The 23,896-nt window shown below is 71.1% G+C and carries 24 protein-coding genes and 1 pseudogene; 12 read left to right on the top strand and 13 right to left on the bottom strand.

The genetic code is table 11. The features are described 5' to 3' along the window. Window positions 1-130: 130 nt before the first annotated feature. From AC3ANR_RS04460 to AC3ANR_RS04495, 8 genes and pseudogenes are all read left to right on the top strand, one after another. Entirely contained in the window at window positions 131-2,203 is a 2,073-nt protein-coding gene (locus AC3ANR_RS04460) for a molybdopterin-containing oxidoreductase family protein (protein WP_488290674.1), read from the top strand. Window positions 2,204-2,217: 14 nt separating this feature from the next. Next, complete coding sequence (locus tag AC3ANR_RS04465; RefSeq protein WP_488290675.1) at window positions 2,218-3,300, top strand: aminopeptidase; 1,083 nt, start codon at window positions 2,218-2,220, stop codon at window positions 3,298-3,300. Then, window positions 3,293-3,667, top strand: a complete 375-nt coding sequence (locus tag AC3ANR_RS04470; protein WP_488290676.1) for a polyhydroxyalkanoic acid system family protein — start codon at window positions 3,293-3,295, stop codon at window positions 3,665-3,667. The genes AC3ANR_RS04465 and AC3ANR_RS04470 overlap by 8 nt, the downstream gene beginning before the upstream one ends. A gap of 10 nt (window positions 3,668-3,677) precedes the next feature. Then, the gene (locus tag AC3ANR_RS04475; RefSeq protein WP_488290677.1) at window positions 3,678-4,616 is read left to right on the top strand and encodes a LysR family transcriptional regulator; all 939 of its coding nucleotides are present in this window, start codon (window positions 3,678-3,680) and stop codon (window positions 4,614-4,616) included. Window positions 4,617-4,656: 40 nt separating this feature from the next. Next, window positions 4,657-5,871, top strand: a complete 1,215-nt coding sequence (locus AC3ANR_RS04480; protein WP_488290678.1) for a CaiB/BaiF CoA transferase family protein — start codon at window positions 4,657-4,659, stop codon at window positions 5,869-5,871. Then, the gene (locus AC3ANR_RS04485) at window positions 5,868-6,809 is read left to right on the top strand and encodes a hydroxymethylglutaryl-CoA lyase (RefSeq protein WP_488290679.1); all 942 of its coding nucleotides are present in this window, start codon (window positions 5,868-5,870) and stop codon (window positions 6,807-6,809) included. The genes AC3ANR_RS04480 and AC3ANR_RS04485 overlap by 4 nt, the downstream gene beginning before the upstream one ends. Further along, window positions 6,806-6,943 (top strand): annotated as a pseudogene (locus tag AC3ANR_RS04490) (VOC family protein); the annotation flags it as partial. The gene AC3ANR_RS04485 and the pseudogene AC3ANR_RS04490, both read left to right, overlap by 4 nt. 31 nt (window positions 6,944-6,974) lie before the next feature. After that, window positions 6,975-7,952, top strand: coding sequence for a Bug family tripartite tricarboxylate transporter substrate binding protein (locus AC3ANR_RS04495; RefSeq protein WP_488290680.1), 978 nt, complete (start codon window positions 6,975-6,977; stop codon window positions 7,950-7,952). Window positions 7,953-8,018: 66 nt separating this feature from the next. On the opposite strand, the gene AC3ANR_RS04500 is transcribed toward AC3ANR_RS04495, so the two are convergent. Next, the gene (locus AC3ANR_RS04500) at window positions 8,019-8,273 is read right to left on the bottom strand and encodes an acyl-CoA-binding protein (protein ID WP_488290681.1); all 255 of its coding nucleotides are present in this window, start codon (window positions 8,271-8,273) and stop codon (window positions 8,019-8,021) included. An 84-nt stretch (window positions 8,274-8,357) separates the two neighbouring features. Between AC3ANR_RS04500 and AC3ANR_RS04505 the strand changes: the two genes are divergently transcribed. Beyond that, window positions 8,358-9,884, top strand: a complete 1,527-nt coding sequence (locus AC3ANR_RS04505; RefSeq protein WP_488290682.1) for a wax ester/triacylglycerol synthase family O-acyltransferase — start codon at window positions 8,358-8,360, stop codon at window positions 9,882-9,884. Window positions 9,885-9,949: 65 nt separating this feature from the next. Further along, on the top strand, window positions 9,950-10,126 hold the full coding sequence (locus AC3ANR_RS04510) for a hypothetical protein (protein WP_488290683.1): 177 nt from the start codon (window positions 9,950-9,952) through the stop codon (window positions 10,124-10,126). Between the two features lie 49 nt (window positions 10,127-10,175). Here the strand turns inward: AC3ANR_RS04510 and AC3ANR_RS04515 are convergent, their stop codons facing one another. The 5 genes from AC3ANR_RS04515 to AC3ANR_RS04535 form a co-directional block, all read right to left on the bottom strand. After that, a complete protein-coding gene (locus tag AC3ANR_RS04515; protein ID WP_488290684.1) occupies window positions 10,176-10,628 on the bottom strand; it encodes a hemerythrin domain-containing protein in 453 nt (150 codons plus the stop codon). 71 nt (window positions 10,629-10,699) lie between these two features. Next, window positions 10,700-11,473 (bottom strand): hypothetical protein, encoded by a 774-nt coding sequence (locus AC3ANR_RS04520; RefSeq protein ID WP_488290685.1) that lies wholly within the window; start codon window positions 11,471-11,473, stop codon window positions 10,700-10,702. Window positions 11,474-11,488: 15 nt separating this feature from the next. Continuing rightward, window positions 11,489-12,157, bottom strand: coding sequence for a TetR/AcrR family transcriptional regulator (locus tag AC3ANR_RS04525; protein ID WP_488290686.1), 669 nt, complete (start codon window positions 12,155-12,157; stop codon window positions 11,489-11,491). Window position 12,158: 1 nt separating this feature from the next. Continuing rightward, complete coding sequence (locus AC3ANR_RS04530) at window positions 12,159-13,379, bottom strand: patatin-like phospholipase family protein (protein ID WP_488290687.1); 1,221 nt, start codon at window positions 13,377-13,379, stop codon at window positions 12,159-12,161. Between the two features lie 88 nt (window positions 13,380-13,467). Then, window positions 13,468-13,989, bottom strand: a complete 522-nt coding sequence (locus AC3ANR_RS04535; protein ID WP_488290688.1) for a phasin family protein — start codon at window positions 13,987-13,989, stop codon at window positions 13,468-13,470. Between the two features lie 209 nt (window positions 13,990-14,198). On the opposite strand from AC3ANR_RS04535, the gene AC3ANR_RS04540 reads away from it, so the two are divergent. Beyond that, complete coding sequence (locus tag AC3ANR_RS04540; RefSeq protein ID WP_488290689.1) at window positions 14,199-16,181, top strand: SDR family oxidoreductase; 1,983 nt, start codon at window positions 14,199-14,201, stop codon at window positions 16,179-16,181. Window positions 16,182-16,204: 23 nt separating this feature from the next. Continuing rightward, window positions 16,205-17,092: a glucose-1-phosphate thymidylyltransferase RfbA gene (gene rfbA / locus AC3ANR_RS04545; protein WP_488290690.1), complete on the top strand. Its 888-nt coding sequence runs from the start codon at window positions 16,205-16,207 to the stop codon at window positions 17,090-17,092. A 9-nt stretch (window positions 17,093-17,101) separates the two neighbouring features. On the opposite strand, the gene AC3ANR_RS04550 is transcribed toward rfbA, so the two are convergent. Genes AC3ANR_RS04550 through AC3ANR_RS04580 form a run of 7 tightly spaced genes read right to left on the bottom strand, consistent with a single transcriptional unit; the run spans window position 17,102 to window position 23,892 of the window. Further along, window positions 17,102-18,730 carry a hypothetical protein gene (locus AC3ANR_RS04550; protein ID WP_488290691.1) on the bottom strand — a complete coding sequence of 543 codons (1,629 nt, stop codon included), beginning with the start codon at window positions 18,728-18,730 and terminating at the stop codon, window positions 17,102-17,104. Further along, on the bottom strand, window positions 18,727-19,422 hold the full coding sequence (locus tag AC3ANR_RS04555) for a WbqC family protein (protein WP_488290692.1): 696 nt from the start codon (window positions 19,420-19,422) through the stop codon (window positions 18,727-18,729). The genes AC3ANR_RS04550 and AC3ANR_RS04555 overlap by 4 nt, the downstream gene beginning before the upstream one ends. 54 nt (window positions 19,423-19,476) lie before the next feature. Next, a complete protein-coding gene (gene rffA / locus AC3ANR_RS04560) occupies window positions 19,477-20,637 on the bottom strand; it encodes a dTDP-4-amino-4,6-dideoxygalactose transaminase (RefSeq protein ID WP_488290693.1) in 1,161 nt (386 codons plus the stop codon). Then, complete coding sequence (locus AC3ANR_RS04565) at window positions 20,627-21,472, bottom strand: phytanoyl-CoA dioxygenase family protein (protein ID WP_488290694.1); 846 nt, start codon at window positions 21,470-21,472, stop codon at window positions 20,627-20,629. Before AC3ANR_RS04565 ends, rffA begins: the two co-directional genes overlap by 11 nt. Next, window positions 21,469-22,587: a class I SAM-dependent methyltransferase gene (locus AC3ANR_RS04570; protein WP_488290695.1), complete on the bottom strand. Its 1,119-nt coding sequence runs from the start codon at window positions 22,585-22,587 to the stop codon at window positions 21,469-21,471. Before AC3ANR_RS04570 ends, AC3ANR_RS04565 begins: the two co-directional genes overlap by 4 nt. Beyond that, complete coding sequence (locus tag AC3ANR_RS04575) at window positions 22,587-22,988, bottom strand: GtrA family protein (RefSeq protein ID WP_488290696.1); 402 nt, start codon at window positions 22,986-22,988, stop codon at window positions 22,587-22,589. Before AC3ANR_RS04575 ends, AC3ANR_RS04570 begins: the two co-directional genes overlap by 1 nt. A 4-nt stretch (window positions 22,989-22,992) precedes the next feature. Beyond that, window positions 22,993-23,892 (bottom strand): glycoside hydrolase family protein, encoded by a 900-nt coding sequence (locus AC3ANR_RS04580; protein ID WP_488290697.1) that lies wholly within the window; start codon window positions 23,890-23,892, stop codon window positions 22,993-22,995. Window positions 23,893-23,896 lie beyond the last annotated feature (4 nt).

The following is a 23,896-nucleotide window of genomic DNA, read 5'->3' on the forward strand; positions in this document are numbered from 1 at the left end:
CGCCCAGCCGCGCGAGGGCGGCTACCATCACGGCTTGCGCCCAGCGTTGCGGCCTGGCCATCGGCTCCTCCGGTCGGCCTGCCTGGCGGAATCCACCCGGCCACGCTGCGGCCCAAGCATAGGAAGTCCCTTGGACGCTGCCACCCGCTTCTCCCCCAGCGCCGACCCGACCGGTTCCCGGCAGGTCCTGGGCGCCTGCCCGCACGACTGCCCGGACACCTGCTCGCTCGTCACCACCGTCGAGGACGGCGTGGCCGTCAAGGTGCACGGCAACCCCGCCCACGCACCCACGGCCGGTGTGCTGTGCGCCAAGGTGTCGCGCTACACCGAGCGCACCTACCACCCCGAGCGCCTGCTGCACCCGCTGCGCCGCGTCGGGCCCAAGGGCGCGGGCCGCTTCGAGCGCGTGTCCTGGGACGAGGCGCTGGACGACATCGCGGCGCGGCTGAAGGCCATCGCCGCGCGCGACCCGCAGGCGATCCTGCCGTACAGCTACTGCGGCACCATGGGCCTGGTGCAGGGCGAGGGCATGGCCGGGCGCTTCTTCCACCGGTTGGGCGCCTCGCTGCTGGACCGCACCATCTGCGCCAGCGCCGGGGCGGCCGGGCTGGTGCACACGCTCGGCGGCAAGGTGGGCATGAAGGTGGAGTTCTTCGCCGAGGCGCGCCTGATCGTCATCTGGGGCAGCAACTCGATCACCAGCAACCTGCACTTCTGGCGCCTGGTGCAGGAGGCCAAGCGCCAGGGCGCCAGGCTGGTGTGCATCGACCCGCGCCGCACCGAGACGGCCGAGAAGTGCCACGAGCACCTGCAGATCCTGCCGGGCACCGATGCCGCGCTGGCGCTGGCCGTGATGCACGAGCTCGTCGTCCACGACTGGCTGGACCACGACTACATCGCGCGCCACACCCAGGGCTGGGAGGCGCTGCGCGAACGGGCCCTGCGCTGGACGCCCGAGCGCGCGGCCGCCGTGTGCGGCATTCCCGCGCAGCAGATCCGCGACTTCGCGCGCGACTACGGCACCACCCGGCCGGCGGCCATCCGCCTGAACTACGGCATGCAGCGGGTGCGCGGCGGCGGCAACGCGTCGCGCGCGGTGGCCTGCCTGCCCGCGCTCACGGGCGCCTGGCGCCACCGGGCCGGCGGCATGCTGCTTTCCAGTTCGGGCTGGTACCCGGTGGACCGCGCCGCGCTGCAGCGCCCCGACCTGCTGGCCGGGCGCACGCCGCGCGTGCTGAACATGAGCACCATCGGCGACGACCTGCTGCGGCCCTCGTCCGCGGCGTTCGGGCCGCAGGTGCAGGCGCTGGTCGTCTACAACAGCAACCCGGTCACGGTGGCGCCCGAGTCGGGCAAGGTCGTGGCCGGCTTCGCGCGCGAGGACCTGTTCACGGTGGTGCTCGAGCAGTTCCAGACCGACACCGCCGACTACGCCGACTACGTGCTGCCCGCGACCACCCAGCTCGAACACTGGGACCTGCACACCGCGTACGGCCACACCGACGTGCTGCTGAACCGGCCGGCGATCGCGCCGGTGGGCCAGGCCCGGCCCAACGCGCAGGTCTTCCGCGAACTGGCCGCGCGCCTGGGCTTCACCGACGCCTGCTTCGCCGACACCGACGAGCAGATGTGCCGGCAGGCGTTCGGTGACCGGATCGACTTCGACGAGCTGCTCGAGCGCGGCCACGCGTCGCTGCGCATCCCCGATGCGCCGTTTGCCGACGGGCGCTTTCCCACCGCATCGGGCCGCTGCGAGTTCTTCAGCGCCGAACTGGCCCGCCAGGGCCTGGACGGCCTGCCGGACCACGTGCCCAACCACGAGCCGTTCGGGTCCTCGGCGCGCTACCCGCTGGCGATGATCTCGCCGCCGGCGCGCAACTTCCTCAACTCCACCTTCGTCAACGTGACCAGCCTGCGCGACATCGAGCGCGAGCCGGTGCTCGAGATGCACCCGGCCGATGCGGCCGCGCGCGGCATCGCCAGCGGCGCGGTGGTGCGGGTGTTCAACGACCGGGGCGAGTACCACTGCAAGGCGCAGGTGTCCGAACGCGCCCGGCCCGGCGTCGTCAACGGGCTGGGGATCTGGTGGCGCAAGTTCGGGCTGCGCGGCACCAACGTGAACCAGCTGACCAGCCAGCGCCTGACCGACCTGGGCGGCGGGCCGGTGTTCTACGACTGCCTGGTCGAAGTGCAGGCGGCGTGAGAAGGAGCTGGGTGGTGGGATCGCTCGCCGGGACAACGGTGCTCGCGCTGTCGGCGCTGTGCCTGGCCGGCTGCGCCAACATGGGCTACTACTGGCAGTCGGCGACCGGCCACCTGCGCATGCTGCAGGCCGCCAGGCCGGTGCAGGAGTGGCTGGCCGACGACACGGCGCCGCAGCGCCTGAAGGACAAGCTGGCCCTGAGCCAGCGCATCCGCGCGTTCGCCTCCAGCGAGCTGAAGCTGCCGGACAACCCGAGCTACCGCCGCTATGCCGACCTGCAGCGCAGCGCGGTGATCTGGAACGTGGTGGCGGCGCCGCCGTACTCGCTCAAGCTGCGCACCTGGTGCTTCCCGGTCACGGGCTGCGTGGGCTACCGCGGCTACTTCGACGAGGCCGAGGCGAAGGCCGAGGCCGCCCGGCTGGCCGCGCAGGGGCTCGAGGCGGCCACCTACCCGGTGCCGGCCTACTCGACCCTGGGCTGGATGAACTGGGCGGGGGGCGACCCGCTGCTCAACACCTTCATCAACTATCCCGAGGGCGAGCTCGCGCGGATGATCTTCCACGAGCTGGCCCACCAGGTCGTCTATGCCCAGGACGACACGATGTTCAACGAGTCCTTCGCCACCGCGGTCGAGCGCCTGGGCGTGCAGCGCTGGCTGGCCACGCAGGCGAGCGACGAGGCGCGGGCCGAATACGCGCGCTACGACGCGCGCCGCAACCAGTTCCGCGCGCTCACGCAGTCCACGCGCAAGCAGCTGGAGGCCGTGTACGACGACCACGCGCTCGACGAGGCGCAGCGCGCGCGGGCCAAGGCCGACGTGCTGGCGCGCTTTCGCGCCGACTACCGCCAGTTGCGCGACAGCTGGCAGCTGGAGCCCGCGCGGCTGCGGCTGACCGACCGGTGGGTGGCCGAGGCGAACAACGCCTCGTTCGGCGCCCAGGCCGCCTACGACGAACTGGTGCCCGGCTTCGAGCACCTGTTCGCCTCGCTCGGGGGCGACTGGACGCGGTTCTATGATGAGGCAGAGCGGCTCGCGCACCAGCCCAAGGCCGACCGCCACCGGATCCTGAAGAACAAGGAGACCCCCAGTGCCTGACATCCACATCGAACGCACCCACCAGCTGGGCCTTCCCCGCGCGCGCGAACTGGCGTTCAAGTGGGCCGAGACGGCGGAGGAGAAGTTCGACATGGACTGCACGTACGAGGAGGGCAAGACGTCCGACCTGGTGACCTTCACCCGCTCCGGCGTGAACGGCGAGCTGCGCGTGAAGTCCGACGGCTTCGAGCTGCATGCGCGCCTGGGCTTCCTGCTCGGGGCGTTCAAGGACCGGATCGAGACCGAGATCGTCAAGAACCTGGACGACCTGCTGAACCACCACAACCCGGCCAAGGCCTTCGACCAGGCCGTGGCCAAGGCGTCGGCCAAGGCCGCCGCCAAGCCCGCCAAGGCACGCAAGGCCTGACGCGCTGGCCGTGGCCGCGCCGCCCTACAACCTGGCCCGCTTCGACCTGGTGTCCGTGCGGCTGGCCGTGGCCTGCGCGCAGCACGGCAGCCTGACCGTCGCCGCGCAGGAGGCCCATCTCGCGCTGGCCGCCGCCAGCCGCCGCATCCGCGACCTCGAGACGGCCATCGGCGAGCCGCTGTTCGACCGCCACGCACGCGGGGTGCGGCCCACCGCCGCCGGCCGGGTGTTCGTCAAGCATGGCCTGGCGCTGCTGCAGACGCTGGAGCAGATGGGGGGCGAGCTCGCGGACCTGCGGCAGGGTGTCGCGCGCCACCTGCGCCTTTGCGCCAGCACCGCCGCCATCAGCCAGTTCCTGCCACCGCTGCTCGCCGCCTATGCGCGCCGCGCGCCGCAGGTGCGTGTCGACCTGGAGGAGCAGGTGTCCGAGGGCGTGGCGGCCGCCCTGCGCGAAGGCCGCTGCGACCTCGGGGTCTTCGTCGAGGGGCCCGACACGGCCGGCCTGGCCACGCGCCCGTTCCGGCGCGACGAACTGGTCATCGTCCTGCCGCGCGGCCACCGGCTCTCGGGCCGCACGGCGCTGCCGTTCGCGCAGGCGCTGGACGAGGACTGGATCAGCCTGAACACCGGCGCGGCCATGCTGCAGAAGCAGCAGCAGGCGGCGCTCGCCGCGAACCGGCCGCTGCGGCTGCGCATGCAGGTGCGCAGCTTCGACGCCGTGTGCCACCTGGTCGCCTCCGGCCTCGGGCTGGCGGTGCTGCCCAAGGCCGCGGTGCTGCCGATGGTGCGGGCGATGGGACTGGGCTGGCGGCCGTTGGCCGACCCCTGGGCGCAACGCCAGCTGCTGGCGGCCGCGGCCGTCGGCACGCAGGGCGACGCGGTCGTGGAGGCGCTGCTCGATTTCCTGGTCCAGCCTTCGCAGGATGCGAAGGCTCGCCGTCGCAGCTAGCAATGGACGGCCAGGGGCGCGGCCTGCAGACTGCGCCCCCATGCAGACATCCGCGCAGGGCCCGCTGGCCGGGCTGAAGGTGGTGGAACTCGGGCAGCTCATCGCCGGCCCGTTCGCCGCCAAGACGCTGGCCGATTTCGGTGCCGACGTGATCAAGGTCGAGCCGCCGGCGGGGGGCGACCCGCTGCGCAAGTGGCGCCTGCTCAAGGACGGCACGTCCGTGTGGTGGCAGGTGCAGTCGCGCAACAAGCGCTCCGTCGCGCTGGACCTGAAGGAGCCGGCCGCCCAGGACGTCGTGCGCAAGCTCGCCGCCGAAGCCGATGTGCTGATCGAGAACTTCCGCCCCGGCGCCATGGAAGGCTGGGGCCTGGGCCCGGATGCGCTGCTCGCGGCCAACCCGCGGCTGGTCGTGCTGCGCATCAGCGGCTATGGCCAGACCGGTCCCTACCGAGACCGCCCCGGCTTCGGCGTGGTCGCCGAGGCCATGGGGGGGCTGCGCCACCTCACCGGCGAGCCCGGCCGGGTGCCGGTGCGCGTGGGCGTGTCCATCGGCGACACGCTGGCGGCACTGCACGGCGTGATCGGCATCCTGCTGGCGCTGCAGCACCGGCACGCCACCGGCCGGGGCCAGGTGGTCGACGTGGCGCTGTACGAGGCGGTGTTCAACTGCATGGAAAGCCTGCTGCCCGAATACAGCGCCTTCGGCGCCGTGCGGCACGCGGCCGGCAGCGCGCTGCCGGGCATCGCACCGACCAATGCGTACAAGTGCCGCGACGGCGGCTACGCGCTCGTCGCGGGCAACGGCGACAGCATCTTCCGCCGCCTGATGGGCGTGATCGGCCGGCCCGACCTGGCCGCCGATCCCGGCCTGGCCAGCAATGATGGCCGCGTGGCGCGGGTGACCGAGCTGGATGCCGCCATCGGCGAGTGGACGGCGCGGCGCACGGTCGACGAGGTGCTGGCGGCACTGGACGAAGCCAAGGTGCCGGCCGGCCGCATCTACACCGTGGCCGACATCGCGGCCGACCCGCACTACCGCGCGCGCGGAATGCTCGAGGAGCTGCGGCTGGACGACGGCAGCACGCTGGCGGTGCCGGGCATCGTGCCCAAGCTGTCGCTCACCCCGGGCGGCCACCGCCGCAACGCGCCATCGCTGGGGCAGGACACCGATGCCGTGCTGCGCGAGGTGGGCCTGACCGAGGCGCAGATCGCCGCGCTGAAGGACCGCGGCGTCGTCGGCGGGGGGCAGGCATGAGCCGGCGCATCCACTTCCAGGAAGTCGTCACCCGCGACGGTTTCCAGAACGAGCCCGAGTTCGTTCCCACCGATGCCAAGGTGGCCCTCGTCGACGCGTTGTCCGGGTGCGGCTTTTCCAAGATCGAGGTGACCTCGTTCACCTCGGCCAAGGCGATCCCCATGCTGCGCGACGCCGAGGAGGTGATGGGCCGCATCCGGCGCGTGCCGGGCGTCGAGTACACGGTGCTGGTGCCCAACGTGCGCGGCGCCGAGCGCGCCTTGGGCGTGCGGCCCGACGAGCTCAACGTGGTGATGTCCACCTCGGAGACGCACAACCTGGCCAACCTGCGCATGCCGCGCGAGAAGAGCTTCGAGGGGCTGCGCGACGTGATCGCGCTGGCGGCCGGGCAGGTGCCGGTGAACGTGTCGCTGTCCACCTGCTTCGGCTGCCCGATGGAAGGCGACGTGCCGCAGGACGAGGTGCTGCGCTGGGCCGACCGGTTCGCCGGGCTGGGCGTGCGTGGGCTGACGATCTGCGACACCACCGGCATGGCGCATCCCGCGCAGGTGGCCGCGATGGCGCGCGCGCTGCGCGAGCGTTTCGCCGGCCTGCAGCTGGCGCTGCACTTCCACAACACGCGCGGCATGGGCCTGGCCAACGTGCTGGCCGCGGTGCAGGCGGGCATCGACCGGTTCGACGGCTCGCTCGGCGGCCTGGGCGGCTGTCCCTACGCGCCCGGCGCGAGCGGCAACATCAGCAGCGAGGACGCGATCCACATGCTGGAGGCGATGGGGGTCGACACGGGTGTCGACCTGCCGCGCCTGCTGGACATCGCGCGGCGCCTGCCGCAGCTGGTGGGCCACGACGTGCCCGGGCAGGTCGCCAAGGCGGGACGCATCGTCGACCTGCATCCGGCGCCGCCCTCCGTTGCCGCGCTGCGCGGAGCCGTCGCGTGATCGACCGGCTGGCGCTCGCCGGCTGGCCCGTCGTGGAGGGGCCGGTGCTGCGCACCGGCGCCACCGGGCCGATCCGCTCGGTCGACGTGCGCGACCCCGATCTGAACCTGATCGGGATTTCCGAGCCGGCCTGAGCTGGCCGGCCTGCTGATTTTCCAAGGAGACATGACCATGCAACGACGCCACGTCCTGGCCTGGGCCGCGCTGGCCGGCACCAGCCCCCACCTGTTCGCGCAGGGCGGCAAGTATCCCCAGCGCCCCATCACGCTGGTGGTGCCCACCGCGCCGGGCGGCAGCACCGATTTCACGGCCCGGCTGGTGACCGACCAGCTCTCGCGCGCGCTCGGGCAGCCGGTGGTGGTGGACAACAAGCCGGGTGCCTCGGGCAACATCGGCAACCAGCTCGTCGCCCGCGCCAAGCCCGACGGCTACACGCTGCTGGTGGCCTACAGCGGCTACCAGGTAGCCAACCCGCACCTGTTCAAGCAGGCGGGCTGGGACGCGTTGAAGGATTTCGCGCCGGTGGCGATGATGACCCGCGCACCGCAGGTCATCGCCGCCAGCCCGAAGCTGCCGGCCAACACGCTGGCCGAACTCATCGCCTATGCGAAGGCCAACCCGGGCAAGCTCAATTACGCGTCCTCGGGCAACGGCTCGATCCAGCACATCGCGGGCGAGCTGTTCAAGCAGCTCACCGGGACCCAGCTCACGCACGTGCCGTACAAGGGATCCGGGCCGGCGGTGCAGGACTTGATGGGCGGCCAGGTCGACCTGTTCATCACCACGCCGGCCGGGGTGGTGAGCCAGATCCAGGCCGGCAAGCTCAAGGGCCTGGGGGTCACGAGCACCAGGCGCCTGGCGTCGCTGCCCAACGTGCCGACGACCACCGAGGCGGGGCTGCCCGGCTACGAGCTCGACTCGTGGTTCGCGCTCTACGCGCCGGCGGGCACGCCGCCCGAGGTGATCCAGACGCTCAACGCCGAGGTGAACCGGATCCTGCAGACGCCGGAGGTGCGGCGGCGCGCCGAGGAGACCGGCACGGCGGTGGAGACCATGACCCCGCAGCAGTTCGGCGAATTCACCCGGCGCGAACTCGATCGCTGGGGCCGCGTGATCCGCGACGCGAAGATCTCGGTCGATTGAGATCGGCAAGGCCGGGTCGGCGCGCAGGATGCGCCGCTGGCCCGCGTGCCGAGTGCGCGTTCGCGGCTAGCCGCCCAGGGACGTGATCAGGTCCACGTACTGCTGCATGGCCTCGTCCTGCGACAGGCCCTTGAAGCCGTTCCAGGCGTCCCACTTCGCGCGCCCGACCATGTCGCCGAAGCCCGGCTTCTTCTCGCCGTTGTCGCCCACGGTCGCCTGCTTGTACAGGCCGTAGATCTTCAGCAGCGTGGCGTTGTCCGGCCGCTCGCTCAGCTTCTTGGAGTTGGCGACGGCGGCGTCGAAGTCGTCTTTCAGCGGCATGGCGGATCCTCTCGGGAAAGTTCGCAGTATCTTAAGCGCAGGCCCTTGCCGACAATCGGCCGGCTGCCCACCCGAAAGACCGCCATGGTGACCCGCCTCGCCCGCCAGCCTGACCCGGCTCCCGCGCCCGCCGCGCCTCGTGCGCGGCGCCAGGCGCGGCCTGCGCCGCCTGCCGCGGGCGGCGTGCGGGGCCCGGGCGGCGAGCGCATGACCAAGGTCGACACGGCCTGGCTGCGCATGGACTCGGACCACAACCTGATGATGATCATGGGCGTGTGGACGCTGCGCCCGGGCGTGTCGTACGACGCCGTCTGCCAGCGCGTGCAGGAGCGGCTGCTGCGCTACGCCCGCTTCCGGCAACGCGTGCAGCAGGACGCCACCGGCGCCAGCTGGGTGGAGGACCGTCCCGTCGACATCCGTCGGCACGTCGTGCGCGAGAAGCTGCCGCGCACGCGCGCCGGCGGCGAGCAGGCGGCCTTGCAGGCGCGCGTGGGCGAGCTGGCCGCGCAGCCGCTGGACCGGGGCCGCCCGCTCTGGCAGATGCACCTGGTGGAGGACTACGACGGCGGCAGCGCGCTCATCGTGCGCATCCACCACTGCATCGCCGACGGCATCGCGCTGATCGCGGTGACGATGTCGCTGGTGGATGGCGGTGCCGCGCCGCCGCTGCGGCGCCGCCCTGCCGCGGTGGAGGAGGACTGGCTCACGCACACGCTGGTCAGGCCGATCACCGAGGCGGCGGTCAAGGCGCTCGACGTCGCCGGCGCCGGCGCCGAGATGTCGCTGGGGCTGCTGCTGGATCCGCACAAGGGCGTCGAGGGCGGCGTTGGCGCCGCCAAGCTCGCCTACCAAGTGGTGAGCGACGCCGCCGCCTTGCTGCTGATGCCCGACGATTCCCGCACGCGCCTGAAGGGGCAGCCGATCGGGCGCAAGAAGGTCGCCTGGTGCGACCCGCTGCCGCTGGACGAGGTCAAGGCGGTGGGCAAGGCGCTGAACTGCTCGATCAACGACGTGCTGCTGTCGTGCGTGGCGGGCGCGATCGGCCAGTACCTGCGCCGCCAGGGCGACGATGTGAAGGGCGTCGAGATCCGCGCGATGGTGCCTGTGAACCTGCGCCCGGTCGCGGAGGCGCACCAGCTGGGCAACCGCTTCGGGCTGGTGCCGCTGGTGCTGCCCATCGGCATCGGCAATCCGATCGAGCGCGTGTACGAGGTGCGCCGGCGCATGAACGCGCTCAAGGGCAGCACCCAGCCGATGCTCGCCTTCCTGGTGCTCACCGTCGCCGGCCTGATGGTCAAGCCGGTGCAGGACGCGATCCTCGACCTGTTCGGCAAGAAGACCACGGCCGTGATGACCAACGTGCCCGGCCCGCGCGACAAGCTGCGGTTCCTGGGCTCGACGCTGGACCAGAGCATGTTCTGGGTGCCCCAGTCCGGCAACATCGGCCTGGGCGTCTCGATCCTCAGCTACGGCGGCAACGTGCAGTTCGGCGTGATGGGCGACGTGGCCCTGTGCCCGCAGCCGCAGAAGATCATCGACGAGTTCATCCCCGAGTTCGACCAGCTGTCGCTGGTCACGCTGATGTTGCCCTGGGGCGCCGGCGGCGATTGATGCTGCGCCGTGCCGCGGTCATCCCGGCTCGGGAGCCCATCCCTTGCTTCCGTCATCGGGCACGGATGCTGAGGATGCTGCTGCGCGCGCGGCTGCGGGCGCAGACGGTGCCCCTGGCGGGCCTGGCGCAGGCCTGGATCGATGCCGGCGCGACCCGCGCCGCGGCCGACGTCCAGCGTGACGCCACGATTCCCTGGACGACCCTGCAGGCCCGCCCTGCGGCGGCGCGGCGGCCGGCCTGATGGTGGATGGGGGGCCGGCCATGCCGAAGGGCAGGGCGGCCGGCGGCTGCTAGGCCTGCGCTTCCTTCTCGTGCAGTCGCTCGTGCTCCTGCAGGTAGAGCGCGCCCAGCGCCTCCTGCTGGTCCTTGGCGAGCACCTTCCTGGCCTCGGGGAAGAACTTCTGCTCCTCCTCCTCGAGGTGGTGCTGCACCTTGTGCACCAGCTTGCCGACCGTCTCCAGCCACTCGGCCGAGCCTTCCTTGCTCTTGTCCAGGCCCTCCACCATCTCGTCCATCTCGTGGTGTTCGGAGATGCCGTGCCGGGCCGGGTCGATGGTCTCGTCGTGCTCGATGAGGGGCACGTAGAACGCGCGCTCCTCGGCGGTCTCGTGCGCCGCCATCTCGGTGCGCAGCTCGTCGAAGGCCTGGCGGCGCTCGGCGGGCTCGCCGATGCCCGACAGCAGGCGGGTGCAGATGGCGCGCTGGCGCTGGTGGCTCTGGAGAAGGGCTTGGAAGATGTCCATGGGGCGCGAGTCTGGGTGAGCGCGCCCGCCGCGGCTGTAGGTGAGTGCCGCGCGGTGCAGCCCAGCAGCGCCTACTCCCGCAGCTCGGCCTGGGCGAGCAGGACGTTGAGCCGCTCGGCGGCGTCCATTGGCTGGACGGCGGCCGCGCGCTCGTAGAGCGCCGTCGCCTCGGCCAGCCGCGACTCGCCTTCCAGCATCACCAGGCCGTTGGCGTACTCGATCAGCCCGATGACCGAGGTCGGGTTCAGGCGCAGCCCTTCCTCGAACAGCTTCAGGCCGGTCTCCTTCTTGGCCCCGTAGGTCATGCCGCCGATGAGGGCGCCGACCTTGTCGATCACCTCGGCGTGGAAGCTGCCCAGGCCGATGTGCGCGTCGGCATGCCGCGGCTGCAGCTTGATGGCGCGCTCCAGCGATTCCTTCACCTTGCTGCCCAGGCCCTGGGCGAGCGCCTTGGCCACGCTGATGCCCTGGCTGTAGCGGCCCAGCGCGTATCCGTGCAGGTGCCAGGCGGTGGCACTGGTGGGGTCGCGGCGGGCGAACGCCTCCGCGCGCTGCGCGGCGTCGAGGAACAGGTCGAGCTTGGCCTTCTCCTTTTTCTCCAGGTAGGTGGCGTGGATGCAGGTGGCCTTGATGCCCGCCAGCTGCGCCAGCCCGCCGGTGGCCGCGCCGAGTTCGGCGGCCTGCTGGAATTCACCGCGGTGGAAGTGGACCCAGGCCTGCAGGTCGGCCTCGTCCTGCGGCAGCGGCACGGCGTCGCCCGCGTGCAGCCGCGCCCAGCGCCGGCGCACCTCGGCGGCATCGATGTCGAATTCCCCCGGGTGCGGAAAAGCCGCCCACTTGCCCACGCTCGTCTCCCGTCGTCACTGCGGTGGCCCGGCCGATGCGTAGGCCCCCGCCAGGCTCAGCAGGTGCATGCGCTGGCCCGGTTCGAGATAGGGTACCAGCAGATTGAGCACGTGGTGCGCTCCGCGCAGCAGGGCGGCCTGCGCGCTCCGCGGTTCGAGCGCGTTGCGCGGGTCGCGCACGTACTCGAAGCTGAGCCAGTAGGTCAGCACCACCACCATGCTGGTGGCCGTGGGTTCGGCCTCGCGCGAGTCGATGCGCATCGCGCCCGAGCGGCCCATGCCGTCCAGCATGGCGCGCACCGCGCGCGTCTTGTTCTTCAACACCCACTGGAAGTGCGTCTCCAGCCGCCGGTTCTTGGACAGCAGGTCGTTCAGGTCGCGGTACAGGAAGCGGTACTGCCAGATCAGCTCGAACAGCGAGTGCATGAAGAACCAGGCGTCCTCGACATCGCGCACGTCGCCGGCGGCGGTGAGCAGCTCCGACAGGGCCTGTTCGTAGCGGTCGAACAGCGAGTTGATCAGCTCGTCCTTGGCCGGGTAGTGGTAGTACAGGTTGCCCGGGCTGATGCCCAGCTCGGCGGAAATCAGCGTGGTGGAGACGTTGGGCTCGCCGAACCGGTTGAACAGCTCGAGGGTGACCTCCAGGATCCGTTCGGCGGTGCGGCGAGGCGCCTTCCTGGCCATCTCACGCGGTCCCGGGTTCGACCAGGCGCCCCAGGTCGGCCAGCACGTCATCGAGCCTGGCGACCGCGCGCCCGAGGTTGGTGCGGGCGGTCGCCGACGGCGCGACCAGGTGGCGGCGCTGCTGCAGCAGGTCGACGCGCAGCACGATGCCATGGCGGGCGAACTTGGGTGCGAGCGTGGCGCGCTGCGCGTGCAGCATCGCGCGCGTCTGCTGGTAGGCATGCTCGGCCAGTTCGCGCCGCTCGCGGTAGCTGAACGTGTTCGCCATGTACCACTGCGGATCGCGCGGGTCGGGCTCGAGCAGCACGATGTCGGCGTCGGGGTAGGCGCGCTCGTACTGCCGCATCCCCAGCTTGAGCCGCGAATGGATCATGGTGCGGAAGGTCTGGCTCAGGACGGCCGGCAGGCCCGCGTCCACCAGGCGCGGGATGGCGCGCTGGCCGGCGGGCATGGGGCGGCCGCCCGCGGGCGCCTCGGTGGCGTCGAACGGCACCATCGGGTTGATGCAGAACATCAGGTCCACGCCGTGCGCGAGGGCGACCGACGCGTGCATGGTCTTGTTCAGCGCGCCGTCGACGTAGTAGCGGTCGCCGATAGGCACCGGCGGGAACAGGCCGGGCAGGGCCGAACTGGCCTGCACCGCCTTGGAGATCGACACGTCGTCCCAGCCCGGCTGGCCGAACGGCGTGGGCGCGCCGGTGTCCAGGTCGGTGGCCACCAGCGTGAGGCGCCCGCGCAGCCGGCGGAAGTCGTTGGTGCGGCCCCCCTGCGTGAACACCTGCGAGAGCCGCCGGTCGATCTCGTCGTTGGCGAACAGGCCGGTGGGCAGGGCGGGGCCGAGCTGCTCGAACAGGTGCGTGAGCGGCTTGCGGCGGCGCGCCGTGCGCCACAGTCCGGCGACCGCCAGGCCGGGCAGCATCAGGCTGCGGCGCAGGAATTCGCCGTACGCCGGCACCATCAGCCACGCCGGATCGAACACCTCGCTGGCGCCGCGGTTCTCGATGAACGACGCGCACAGCTCGCGCGGCCGCATGCCGTTGGCCATGGCCGCGGCGATGAAGCCGCCGGCCGAGACGCCGACATAGTGGTCCAGGCGATCGAACGCGACGCCTTCAAGCGCGTCCTCCAGCGCGCACAGCGCGCCGATCTCGTAGATGGCCCCCAGGGGACCGCCGCCGGCCAGTGCCAGCGCGATGCGGGGCGACCTGCTGTTCCTGCTCATGAACTTCCAGTGTAGGTGGCGGGCCCGCCCGGGGCTGCTGCGACGCAGCACGCACCGGCGGCCCGCAGGCGGCGCACGGGGTGGCGCGTCACGCCGTCTTGCGCGCCGTCCGCTTCTTCGCGGCCGGCCTGGTGGCGCCGCTGGCGGCGCTGGAGGCGCGAGGTGCCTTGGCGGTCGCCGCCCTGGCGCTCATGCGGGCCACGCTGCGATTGAGTTCGTCGATGCGCGCCACCAGCACGTCGATCTCCTTGGACGTGGGCACGCCCAGCTTGCCGAGCGCGCGCGAGACGCGCTCCTCGAAGATCGATTCGAGCTTGTCCCACTGGCCGGAGGCCTTGGAGGACAGGTCGCTGGCCATGCTGGCCATGCGGCTGGTGGCCTCGGAGAGCTTGTCCTCGGCGGCCGCCTGGGTCTTGCGCTGCATCGACAGGCCTTCCTTGACCAGCGCCTCGAAGACCTTGCCGCCTTCCTCCTGCGCCTTGGAGAAGGCGCCCAGGCCGGCGAGCCAGATCTGGCTGGCCGACTCCTTGACCGTGCCGGCCAGTTGCTCCCTGCTGCCCTTGCTGTCCGCGCCGCCGTCGCCGCCGGACCGCTGCATCTTCTTGACCATGTCGACTCCTGGATTGAACGATGGGCGCGCGCCCGGCACCGTGCCGGGCCCGCACTCGCCAATGTACGGGCGGCACGCCGCTGCCGGTTAGGCGGCGGCTTCTAAACCGGCCGCCCGCCCCAACGCGGCAACGGGTTTGTGCGGGATGCTGGGCCGCGTGCTTTTGGACAAGAATCGTGGCGAGGCACATGTCCACGGAGGAGGGCCCCATGCACTATTTCGTCACCGGCGCCACCGGCTTCATCGGCAAGCGGCTGGTCAGGAAGCTGCTCGAGCGCAAGGGGGCCGTCGTGCACTTCCTGCTGCGCCAGGAGAGCGAGGGCAAGGTCGAGGCGCTGCGCGAGTGGTGGGGCGTGGGCGCCGAGCGGGCGATCCCGGTCTTCGGCGACCTCACGGCCAAGAAGCTGGGTGTCGCCGCCGACGAGCTCAGGAAGCTCAAGGGCCGCATCGACCACATGTACCACCTGGCCGCCGTGTACGACCTGGCTGCCGATGCCGAAAGCCAGGTTGCCGCCAACATCGAGGGCACCCGGCATGCGGTGGAGTTCGCCAAGGCCATCGATGCCGGGCACTTCCACCACATGTCCTCGATCGCCGCGGCGGGGCTCTACGAGGGCGTGTTCCGGGAGGACATGTTCGAGGAGGCCGAGAACATCGACCATCCGTACTTCATGACCAAGCACGAGAGCGAGAGGATCGTGCGCAAGGACTGCAAGGTGCCGTGGACGGTGTACCGCCCGGCGATGGTGGTCGGCGACAGCCGCACCGGCGAGATGGACAAGGTCGACGGGCCGTACTACTTCTTCAAGCTGATCCAGCGCATGCGCCAGCTGCTGCCGCCCTGGATGCCCGCGGTGGGCCTGGAAGGCGGGCGCATCAACATCGTGCCGGTGGACTTCGTGGTCGATGCGCTCCACCGCATCAGCCACCTGAGGGGCACCGAGGGCAAGTGCTACCACCTGGTCGACCCGGTGGGCTACCGCGTGGGCGACGTGCTGGACATCTTCAGCCGCGCCGCGCACGCGCCCAAGATGAACCTGTTCATCAACGCGGCGCTGCTGGGCTTCATCCCGCGCGGCGTCAAGAAGGGACTGCTGGCGCTGGCGCCGGTGCGCCGCATCCGCCACGCGGTGATGCAGGACCTGGGCCTGCCCGAGGACATCCTCACCTTCGTCAACTACCCGACGCGGTTCGATTGCCGCGAGACGACGGCCGCGCTCAAGGGCTCCGGCATCGCGTGCCCGAACCTGCACGACTACGCTTGGCGGCTGTGGGACTACTGGGAGCGCCACCTCGATCCCGACCTGCACATCGACCGGTCGCTGCGCGGCACCGTGGGCGGGCGCGTCGTGCTGGTCACCGGGGGCTCCTCGGGCATCGGCCTGGCGACGGCGCACAAGTTCGCCGAGGCGGGCGCCACCACCATCATCTGCGGCCGCGACCAGGACAAGCTGGACGAGGCGTGCAAGGCCGCCCACGCCAGGGGACATGAATTCATCGCCTACCCGGTGGACCTGGCCGACATGGTCGACTGCGACCGCTTCGTCAAGCTGCTGGTCGACAAGCACGGCGGCGTCGACTTCCTGATCAACAACGCCGGCCGCTCGATCCGCCGCGCCATCGAATCCAGCTACGACCGCTTTCACGACTTCGAGCGCACCATGCAGCTGAACTACTTCGGCTGCCTGCGCGTGACGATGGGCCTGCTGCCCGGCATGGTGGAGCGGCACCGGGGCCACGTGGTCAACATCAGCTCGATCGGCGTGCTGACCAACGCGCCGCGCTTTTCCGCCTACGTGGCCAGCAAGGCGGCGCTGGATGCGTGGACGCGCTGCGCCGCCAGCGAGTACGCCGACCAGGGCGTGACCTTCACCACCATCAACATGCCGCTGGTGCGCACGCCCATGATCGCGCCCACCGAGATCTACAAGAACGTGCCGACGCTCTCGCCCGAAGAGGCCGCCGACCTGGTGGCGCAGGCCTGCATCCACAAGCCGGTGCGCATCGCCACCCGCCTGGGCACGGCGGGCGAGCTGCTGCACGCGGTGGCGCCGCGCATCGCGCACATCGTCATGAACACCAGCTTCCGCATGTTCCCGGAGTCGCCCGCGGCCAAGGGCGAGAAGGGCGCCAAGCCGCTGACGCCGGAGGCGGTCGCGATGCAGCAGATGATGCGGGGGATCCACTTCTGATGGCGCCCGTATCATCGCCCGCCATGGCGACACGCAAGGGCATCATCCTGGCCGGCGGCTCCGGCACCCGGCTGCATCCGGCGACGCTGGCCATGAGCAAGCAGCTGCTGCCGGTGTACGACAAGCCGATGGTGTACTACCCGCTCACCACGCTGATGCTGGCGGGCATCCGCGAGGTGCTGGTGATCAGCACGCCGCAGGACACGCCGCGCTTCCAGCAGCTGCTGGGCGACGGCTCGCAGTGGGGCCTGTCGATCCAGTACGCCGTGCAGGAGCGCCCCGACGGGCTGGCGCAGGCATTCCTGATCGGCGAGCGCTTCCTCGCCGGCGCGCCCAGCGCGCTCGTGCTGGGCGACAACATCTTCTACGGCCACCACCTGGGCGAGGTTCTCGCGGCGGCGAACGCGCGCGCCCACGGCGCGACCGTATTCGCCTACCACGTGCAGGATCCGCAGCGTTACGGCGTGGTGAGCTTCGATGCGGCGGGGCGGGCCGACAGCATCGAAGAAAAGCCGGCGCAGCCGCGCAGCAACTTCGCCGTGACGGGCCTGTACTTCTATGACGCGCAGGTGGTCGACATCGCCCGCTCGATCCGGCCCAGCGCGCGCGGCGAGCTGGAGATCACCGAGGTGAACCGGCACTACCTCCAGCGCGGCCAGCTCGCCGTGCAGATCCTGCACCGCGGCTACGCGTGGCTGGACACCGGCACCCACGACAGCCTGCTGGAAGCCGGCCAGTTCATCGCCACGCTGGAGCACCGCCAGGGCCTGAAGATCGCCTGCCCGGAAGAGATCGCGTGGCGCAGCGGCTTCATCGACGCCGCCCAGCTCGAGCGGCTGGCGCAGCCGCTGGCCAAGAGCGGCTATGGAGAGTACCTGCGCGGGTTGCTCAAGGAGCCGCGGCGCGCCTGACCGCAGCCCTCACGTGCGGCACCAGACGCGCCGCAGCCGGCCGAACGAGTAGCTGCGCACCGGCACGGTCTCGAGGCGGCCGTCGAAGTGCTCCAGGCAGTGGATCGCAAGGCGGCCCACGTCCCGGTCCTGCGCGAGCAGCAGCACGCCTTCGTTGCCGTTCAGCAGCGCCAGCATGTCGCGGCCCCGGGCTTCGTCCTCCATCGGCACCGAGAACGGCGCGAACGTGAAGGTCCCGAGGCTGTAAAGCCGCGGCGCAGTCCCGACCGCCTGTTTCACGAGGGGGGCATACGCTTCCTCGAACGGAAAGACGTCGCCCCAGACCACGACCGTCTCGGCCGGGAAGTTGCCCAGTTCCCGTCGCAGCGCCACCCCGTGCCTGGTGAGTGCGGTCGACTCCTGGATGGCGCCATAAGCCTGGAAGCTGGCGAGGATCGCCAGCCCGGTCCCCGCCATGCGCCTGCGCAGGCGCAGCCACCAGTTGGGCCGCGCTGCCTCGGCGTGCCGCAGCAAGGGAACGAGCATCAGGGCGGCCACGAGCGGCACGTAGACGCGCAGCACGCCCGGGCGCCCCGCGAAGCCGATCAGCGCCAGGGCGAAGGCGCAAAAGCCCCATGCGGCGGCAACCCGCCAGCCGGGGAAGAGCAGGGCGGTCAGGACCGCGGCGAGCAGCATCCACTGCAGGCGCGGGTGCGCCAGTGCCTGCACGCCTTGCCTGGCATTGTCCAGGTCGGACCGAAGGTGCTCGACGTGTCCCAGGTCGTGGACCGCGCCTCTCAGGCGCTCGGGGTCGGCCAGCACGCGGTCGACGAAGAACCAGCCGGCAACGAGGTCGACATCGTTGGCGGACAGCGCGTGGCGGGCCAGGATGTCGGGGCGGCCCTTGATCTGCTCGGCGCGGCCATAGTCGGTGAAGGCCGCGCGGGCGGGGTTCAGGTCATTGAAGCGGTCCCAGGCCGGCCGCCGGTAGCTGGCTGCATCCCACAGGGAAACCGCGGCGACCGCGGCGACGAGGCACGCCCCTGCCGCGAGCGCCTTGCGGTCCCGCGCGAGCGTGCGCCAGGGCAGCACCGGCGCAAGCACGCCCAGGACCAGGACGCACTCTTCGCGGCGGACGATGTAGCTGACGAAGACCAGCACCACGGCCGCGCCGAGCAGCGGCACCCGACCCGAACGTGGGTACCACGCCAGGCAGGCCGCGCCGGCCAGCATCAGCAAGCCGGCTGAAACCGTGAACTGTGGAAAGAGAACCGCGCGCAGCACCACGAGCCCGGCCACCCCGACCATTCCGGTCACGCCCACTCCCGACGCCATGGCGGCCCAGAGGAGCGCACCGCAGGCGGCGACCAGGCAGGCGAAGGTGCCGATGGTGTAGCCACCCCAGCCACCGGGCGAGCTGACTGCCTGGACGATCGCGCCCCACGCGATGTTGGAGAAGACAAGCTGCGCCGATGGATGGGCGGCTGCGCCGGACCCCTGCGCCACCATCGCCATCGCCACGTCGTCGTTGGTCTCCCATTGCGGCGGGTAGGCCGCCCAGGCCAAGGCCACGAGGAGCAGTGCGACGCCCATGAACACCGGCATGCGCGGCACCGGCCGTCCGCCCTGCATCTGCTGCGTGGCGGCTTGGGAGATCACCGCGTGTGCTTGAGGAACCGGCGCGACGCGGGTCCGCAGTTCAGCAGCAAGTCGACGATGCTGACGTGGTGCACGAAGCCGTCCCACAACTGTGGATAGTCCGGGTAGCCCGCGTAGTCGAACCACTCGACGGTGATGCCGCGTGCGTGGAACACGGATTCGTCGAGGTAGTCGCGCGCGGCGGGGCCGGAGACATAGACCGAGGCGCCGGCCTGCTGCGCGATGGAGGCCAGCCGCTCGGACTTGTCGCCCTCCAGCAGGTACTGCGAGCTATTGGTCAGTGCGGTGCCGATCCCCAGGCGGTCGCGGATGGCGAGCAGCAGCTTTGTATTGAGTTGCGAAAGTGTCGCGGGAAGGTCGGCATAGAGGCTCTCGAGCCAGGGCATGACGTCGGCGAAATGCGGCGCCCGCCGGTAGTTCAGCGAGATCGCCTTCAGGTGATCGGCGGCCCAGGGCGTGCCGTCGTCGATTTCGGTGTCCCGGATCGCCTGCAGGTACTTGCCTTTGACACGCACCGGCACCGTCAGCCACTGCAGGCCCTGCGGCGTCTTGATCTGGTTGCGATTGCGCCAGTCGCGCCGCGTGTACTGCACGTCGTCGTACAGCACGAACTCGTCGACCGACGCCATCATGTCGAAGTAACCCTTCCACGGCAGGTAGTTGGACTGGACGATGGCGATGCGGCGGCTCATCACGAGGCTCCTGCGGGTGCACGGGTCGCCGTGGGCGCCTGCCTGTTTCCAGCTTCAGCCAACCGCCTTCTCCCTTGCCGCGGCGACGGCCTTGCCCAGCGTGTCCACGATGCGCCCGACGTCGTCGGCGCTCAGGCCCACCCACAGTGGCAGCCGCACGAGGCGGCCACTCGCGTCGTCCGTGACCGGCAATGGCCCGGCCGTCCGGCCGTGCCGCAGGCCGGCGGGCGAGGAGTGCAGGGGCACGTAGTGGAAGACCGAGTGGATGCCTGAAGCCTTCAGCGTCGCCAGGACGGCATCCCGGTCCGTCCCCGGCGCCAGCAGCACGTAGTACATGTGCGCGTTGTGGCCGCACCCCGCGGGCACGACGGGACGACGCAGGAGGCCCGCGGCTTCGAGCGGCTCCGTGGCGGCGTGGTAGGCATCCCAGAGTTCCAGGCGCGCTCGCGTGATGTCCTGCGCCTGCTCCAGCTGGGCCCACAGGAAGGCGGCGATCAGCTCGCTCGGCAGGAACGAGGACCCCACCTCCTGCCACGTGTACTTGTCCACCTCGCCGCGGAAGAAGCGGCTGCGGTCGGTGCCCTTCTCGCGGATGATCTCGGCGCGCTGGACGAGGGCGGGATCGTTGATCAGCAGCGCCCCGCCTTCGCCGGCGATGACGTTCTTCGTCTCGTGGAAGCTCAACGCCCCCAGCGTTCCCAACGCGCCGAGCGCGCGGCCCTTGTAGGTGCTGCCCAGCCCTTGGGCTGCATCCTCGACGACCGCGAGCCCATGGCGGCGCGCGATGTCGTTGATGGTGTCCATCTCGCAGCTCACGCCCGCGTAATGGACAGGGGCGATCGCGCGCGTGCGCGGCGTGATCGCGGCTTCCAGGAGGCGCTCATCCAGGTTGAGCGTGTCCTCCCGGATGTCGACGAAGACGGGCGTCGCGCCGCGAAGCACGAACGCGTTGGCGGTCGACACGAACGTGTAGCTGGGCATCAACACCTCGTCGCCCGGCCGGATGTCCAGCAGCAGGGCGGCGAGTTCGAGTGCCGCCGTGCAGGAGTGGGTGAGCAGTGCGCGTGCGCACCCGGTGCTCTGCTCGAGCCACTGGTGGCAGCGGCGCGTGAACGGGCCGTCGCCGGCCAGGTGCGCGTTCTCGTGCGCCTGGCGGATGTACTCGAGCTCGCGGCCCGTCATGAAGGGCCGGTTGAAGCCGATCTTATTGACCATCGGTCGCCTTTCTCGTGCGGGCGGCGCGGCGCGCACGGTAGTCCTCCGCGCTCTGCGCGGGCGCGTACGCGCCGCCGCAACGGCGCAGCACGAGCTCCGTGGCGCCGGCGGGCGGCACCAGGGTGACCTGCTGGGCCAGCAGTGGGATGCCGAACAGGGTGTTCACGGCGCGGCGGGGCGCCGCGCTGCGGTTGGAGCCGCCGCGGTGGTAGGTCATCGCATCGAACAGCACCACCGAGCCGGCCGCCGCCTCGATGCCGTGCTGCCAGCGTTCGATGAAGTGCTCGCTGGGAAAGCCCCCGAACCGGTGCGAGGCAGGAAGAAACGCCGTTGCACCGGTCTCGGCGCTGAAGGCATCCAGGGCGCACAACGCGCCGATGGCGATCGGGGCCGTCGAAACCCACGACTGGTACGGCAGGTCGCGATGCCAGCGCTGCTGCTGGTGCTCCTGGGCCCGGGCGGGCATGACGACGCCGTTCTGCTGCATCACGATGGCGGCGGGGCCGAGCAGGCGCTCGACGACGGTGTTGACCATCGGCAAGGTGGCGAGCTCCCAGAACAAGGGGTCCTCGTTGCACAACGCCCGCGCCTGGCCGGACTCGCCGATCGCTTCCAGGGCGCTCGCGCCGAACCGGGACGTCTGCTGGGCCAGCAACCGGTCCAGGCCCTGGCGAAGCCGCTCGAGCATGGGGGGCGCAACCTGGTCGTGCAGGACCGCGAATCCGACCCGCTCGAGATCCTCGAGGCATGCGCCCAGCCAGGGGGGATCCTGCCCGGCCTCCGCGCGCTGCACCACGCCGTAACTGTGAACTGCCATGGTCTTGGTTCCTCTCAACCCCTGATGATGTCGTCCCACCGCACGCAGTGGAAGCCCGCGGCGCCAAAGCGCTCGGCCAGGCGCTGCTGCGCGCGCGGATGGGTGGCCAGCAGCAGCTGGTGCCGCCTCGGGTCGAGCGCCGCCGCGGGAAGCAGGGGCCGGTCCATCGCGCGCTGCCCCTCGACTTCGTCGGCGGCCAGGCCGGCCACCCGCTCCCACAGGCGCGGCGCATAGGCACGCAGCGCCTGCGCTGCTTCGCCGAGCCCGAATCCCACCAGCTCCCGGTCTCCCACGAGGCGGGCTTGCAGGACCTCGTCCAGCCGGCCCCAGCGGCGGAGGTAGGCGGCGCGCTGCCGTGCCAGCGTCACTGCCTCCCGCACGTGGCGAAGGGGCGTCCGCGTGGCGCGGCGTGTGGCCGCCCGTCGCAGCAGGACGCCCTGGAAGCCGGCTGGGGCGGCCAGTTCGGTCTCCACGCGCAGCCCGCGCGCCTGCGCCAGGGCGCCGACGACGTGGCGCGGCAGCGTGTAGCCGTGGTCGTTGAACAGCAGCTCCATGGAGGGCGGGCGGCTCGCGGGCCATACCAGCACGCATCGGCCGCCAGGGGCCAGTGCGCGCGCGACCTGGGCCAGGAATGCCGCCGGGTCGGGCGTGTGCTCGATCACGTTCACGCTGACGACGAGGTCCGCCTGGCCGACGCCGGCCAGGCCCGCCCGCACGTCCACGCCCCGGCCAAGCGCCGTCGCGCGCGGAAGCGCAGCCGGTTCGACGCCCACGGCACGCGCCTGGGGCCACATCGACTGCAGCCTGCAGAGCAGGGCGCCGTTGCCGCAGCCCAGGTCGATGAAACTTCCCGGCGCGGCGCCCACGGCCTCGGCGACCAGGGTGGCATACCCGTCCTGGCGCGACGCGTCGAAGCTGTTGTCGGCCTTCGCGTTGAGGGAGTAGCCGTCCGTGGCCACGGCCCGCCTGAACTCGCGTCGCACGAGGCGGAACGCGCAACCGCAAGACAGGCAACTGGCCTTGCGCAGCGGCTGCGGCGCGATCCAGCCGTCGCTTCGCATGGAGGTGGGCCGGGGCTCGGGCAGCAGCCGGACACGTGCCGATGCGCAGATCGGACAGGCGGGCGCTCGCATCAGGTCGCGCTCCTCGGCGGTGTGCCCTGCGGAAACACGACCCAGCGCATGTACAGGAACATCATGCCGGCGACCACGAAGATGGCGACGGCCTGCACGATGTAATGCGGCTGTCCCAGCCGGTCGACGAAGAACCAGAGCAGGAGCCAGTTGGTGGCGTAACCCAGCACATGGCCGGCGGCGAAGCGTCCGAACGCGGGCCCGAGGCGCCCGGTACTGCTGAACACCCAGTAGCGGTTGGCCGCGAAGGACAGGAGGACGCCGACGGCATACAGCACCGACATCGTCCGCTTGGGCTCGAGGCCGAACTGGGTCGTCAGCAGCAGGTAGACGCCGTAGCCGGCGGCGTTGGTCAGCACACCGGCGGTGCCGAAGCGGATCAGTTGGCGCAGTGTGGACACCGGTTCACGCCCATTCGGCCAGTCCGAAGCCCGAGGCGCCGAAGCCGTTGCCGTTGTAAAGCATGAGCAGCCGCCCCTCGTGCCGGAACACGGAGGGATAGGCGATCATCTCGGCGTCCCACCCTGACGTCGACACGTCGATGTCGGCGGCGACCGGCTCCCAGTGAAGCAGGTCACCGCTGCGGGCCGAACCGATCCGGTAGCTCTCGCCCCGGCCCGAGCGGACCGAAAACCACATGCGGTAGTCGCCCACCTCGAGCTGCGCCACGGCCGGTCGCGAGAAGGCCTGCGCGACGCCGACTTCGTACGGCACCGTGGTGTCGATGGGCGTGAATGCGCGCCCGTCGCTCGAATCCGCCGTGCGCAGCACGTGGACCATTTCGCCGTTGCCGGCATCCCAGGTGATGGTCGAGCCGTACCACATGCGCCAGCCGCCTTGCGGCAGTGGCATGACCCACGGATAGGACAGGCTGATCGGGTCGGCGGGACTGCGCCCGAACCAGACCCCTTCCGGGTCGAGGCGCAGCTGCCCGTCGGGGCTCACTGCGAAGCGCCCGAGCTCTCCCCACCAGTGCTGCCCCGGCGGGTTGCGCCAGCCCATGAACGGCAGGTACTGGCGGTCGCCGACCGCGTAGACGTTGCCGATGCTGATGCCGTCGGCGAAGAAGGTGCCCGGCTCGCCATGCACGAACAGCGGCGCGGCACAGGCGCCGATCTCCACGCAGCGGGACACGTCGATGTCCACCCAGCCGACGGAAGACCTGTTGCGTTCGTCCCGGCCATTGAACAGCACGCGGTAGGTGTCCCCGCCCAGGTGCAGCGGCACGGGGTTGGCAGCGTGCGTCCTCAGCTTGCCGTGCAGCGGGCGGGGGCTGTACAGGTGCGCGAGCTTGCGCCAGGCCATGGGG

The sequence above is a fragment of the Ramlibacter sp. JJN2-2R genome, assembly GCF_057747835.1.

Excerpts from the sequence above, each read along its gene's own strand:
- AC3ANR_RS04480 (WP_488290678.1), top strand. The coding sequence starts at position 4,657 with ATGCAGACATCCGCGCAGGGCCCGCTGGCCGGGCTGAAGGTGGTGGAA.
- AC3ANR_RS04485 (WP_488290679.1), top strand. The coding sequence starts at position 5,868 with ATGAGCCGGCGCATCCACTTCCAGGAAGTCGTCACCCGCGACGGTTTC.
- AC3ANR_RS04495 (WP_488290680.1), top strand. The coding sequence starts at position 6,975 with ATGACCATGCAACGACGCCACGTCCTGGCCTGGGCCGCGCTGGCCGGC.
- AC3ANR_RS04500 (WP_488290681.1), bottom strand. The coding sequence starts at position 8,273 with ATGCCGCTGAAAGACGACTTCGACGCCGCCGTCGCCAACTCCAAGAAG.
- AC3ANR_RS04505 (WP_488290682.1), top strand. The coding sequence starts at position 8,358 with ATGGTGACCCGCCTCGCCCGCCAGCCTGACCCGGCTCCCGCGCCCGCC.
- AC3ANR_RS04510 (WP_488290683.1), top strand. The coding sequence starts at position 9,950 with ATGCTGAGGATGCTGCTGCGCGCGCGGCTGCGGGCGCAGACGGTGCCC.
- AC3ANR_RS04515 (WP_488290684.1), bottom strand. The coding sequence starts at position 10,628 with ATGGACATCTTCCAAGCCCTTCTCCAGAGCCACCAGCGCCAGCGCGCC.
- AC3ANR_RS04525 (WP_488290686.1), bottom strand. The coding sequence starts at position 12,157 with ATGGCCAGGAAGGCGCCTCGCCGCACCGCCGAACGGATCCTGGAGGTC.
- AC3ANR_RS04530 (WP_488290687.1), bottom strand. The coding sequence starts at position 13,379 with ATGAGCAGGAACAGCAGGTCGCCCCGCATCGCGCTGGCACTGGCCGGC.
- AC3ANR_RS04535 (WP_488290688.1), bottom strand. The coding sequence starts at position 13,989 with ATGGTCAAGAAGATGCAGCGGTCCGGCGGCGACGGCGGCGCGGACAGC.
- AC3ANR_RS04540 (WP_488290689.1), top strand. The coding sequence starts at position 14,199 with ATGCACTATTTCGTCACCGGCGCCACCGGCTTCATCGGCAAGCGGCTG.
- rfbA (WP_488290690.1), top strand. The coding sequence starts at position 16,205 with ATGGCGACACGCAAGGGCATCATCCTGGCCGGCGGCTCCGGCACCCGG.
- AC3ANR_RS04555 (WP_488290692.1), bottom strand. The coding sequence starts at position 19,422 with ATGAGCCGCCGCATCGCCATCGTCCAGTCCAACTACCTGCCGTGGAAG.
- rffA (WP_488290693.1), bottom strand. The coding sequence starts at position 20,637 with ATGGTCAATAAGATCGGCTTCAACCGGCCCTTCATGACGGGCCGCGAG.
- AC3ANR_RS04570 (WP_488290695.1), bottom strand. The coding sequence starts at position 22,587 with ATGCGAGCGCCCGCCTGTCCGATCTGCGCATCGGCACGTGTCCGGCTG.
- AC3ANR_RS04580 (WP_488290697.1), bottom strand. The coding sequence starts at position 23,892 with ATGGCCTGGCGCAAGCTCGCGCACCTGTACAGCCCCCGCCCGCTGCAC.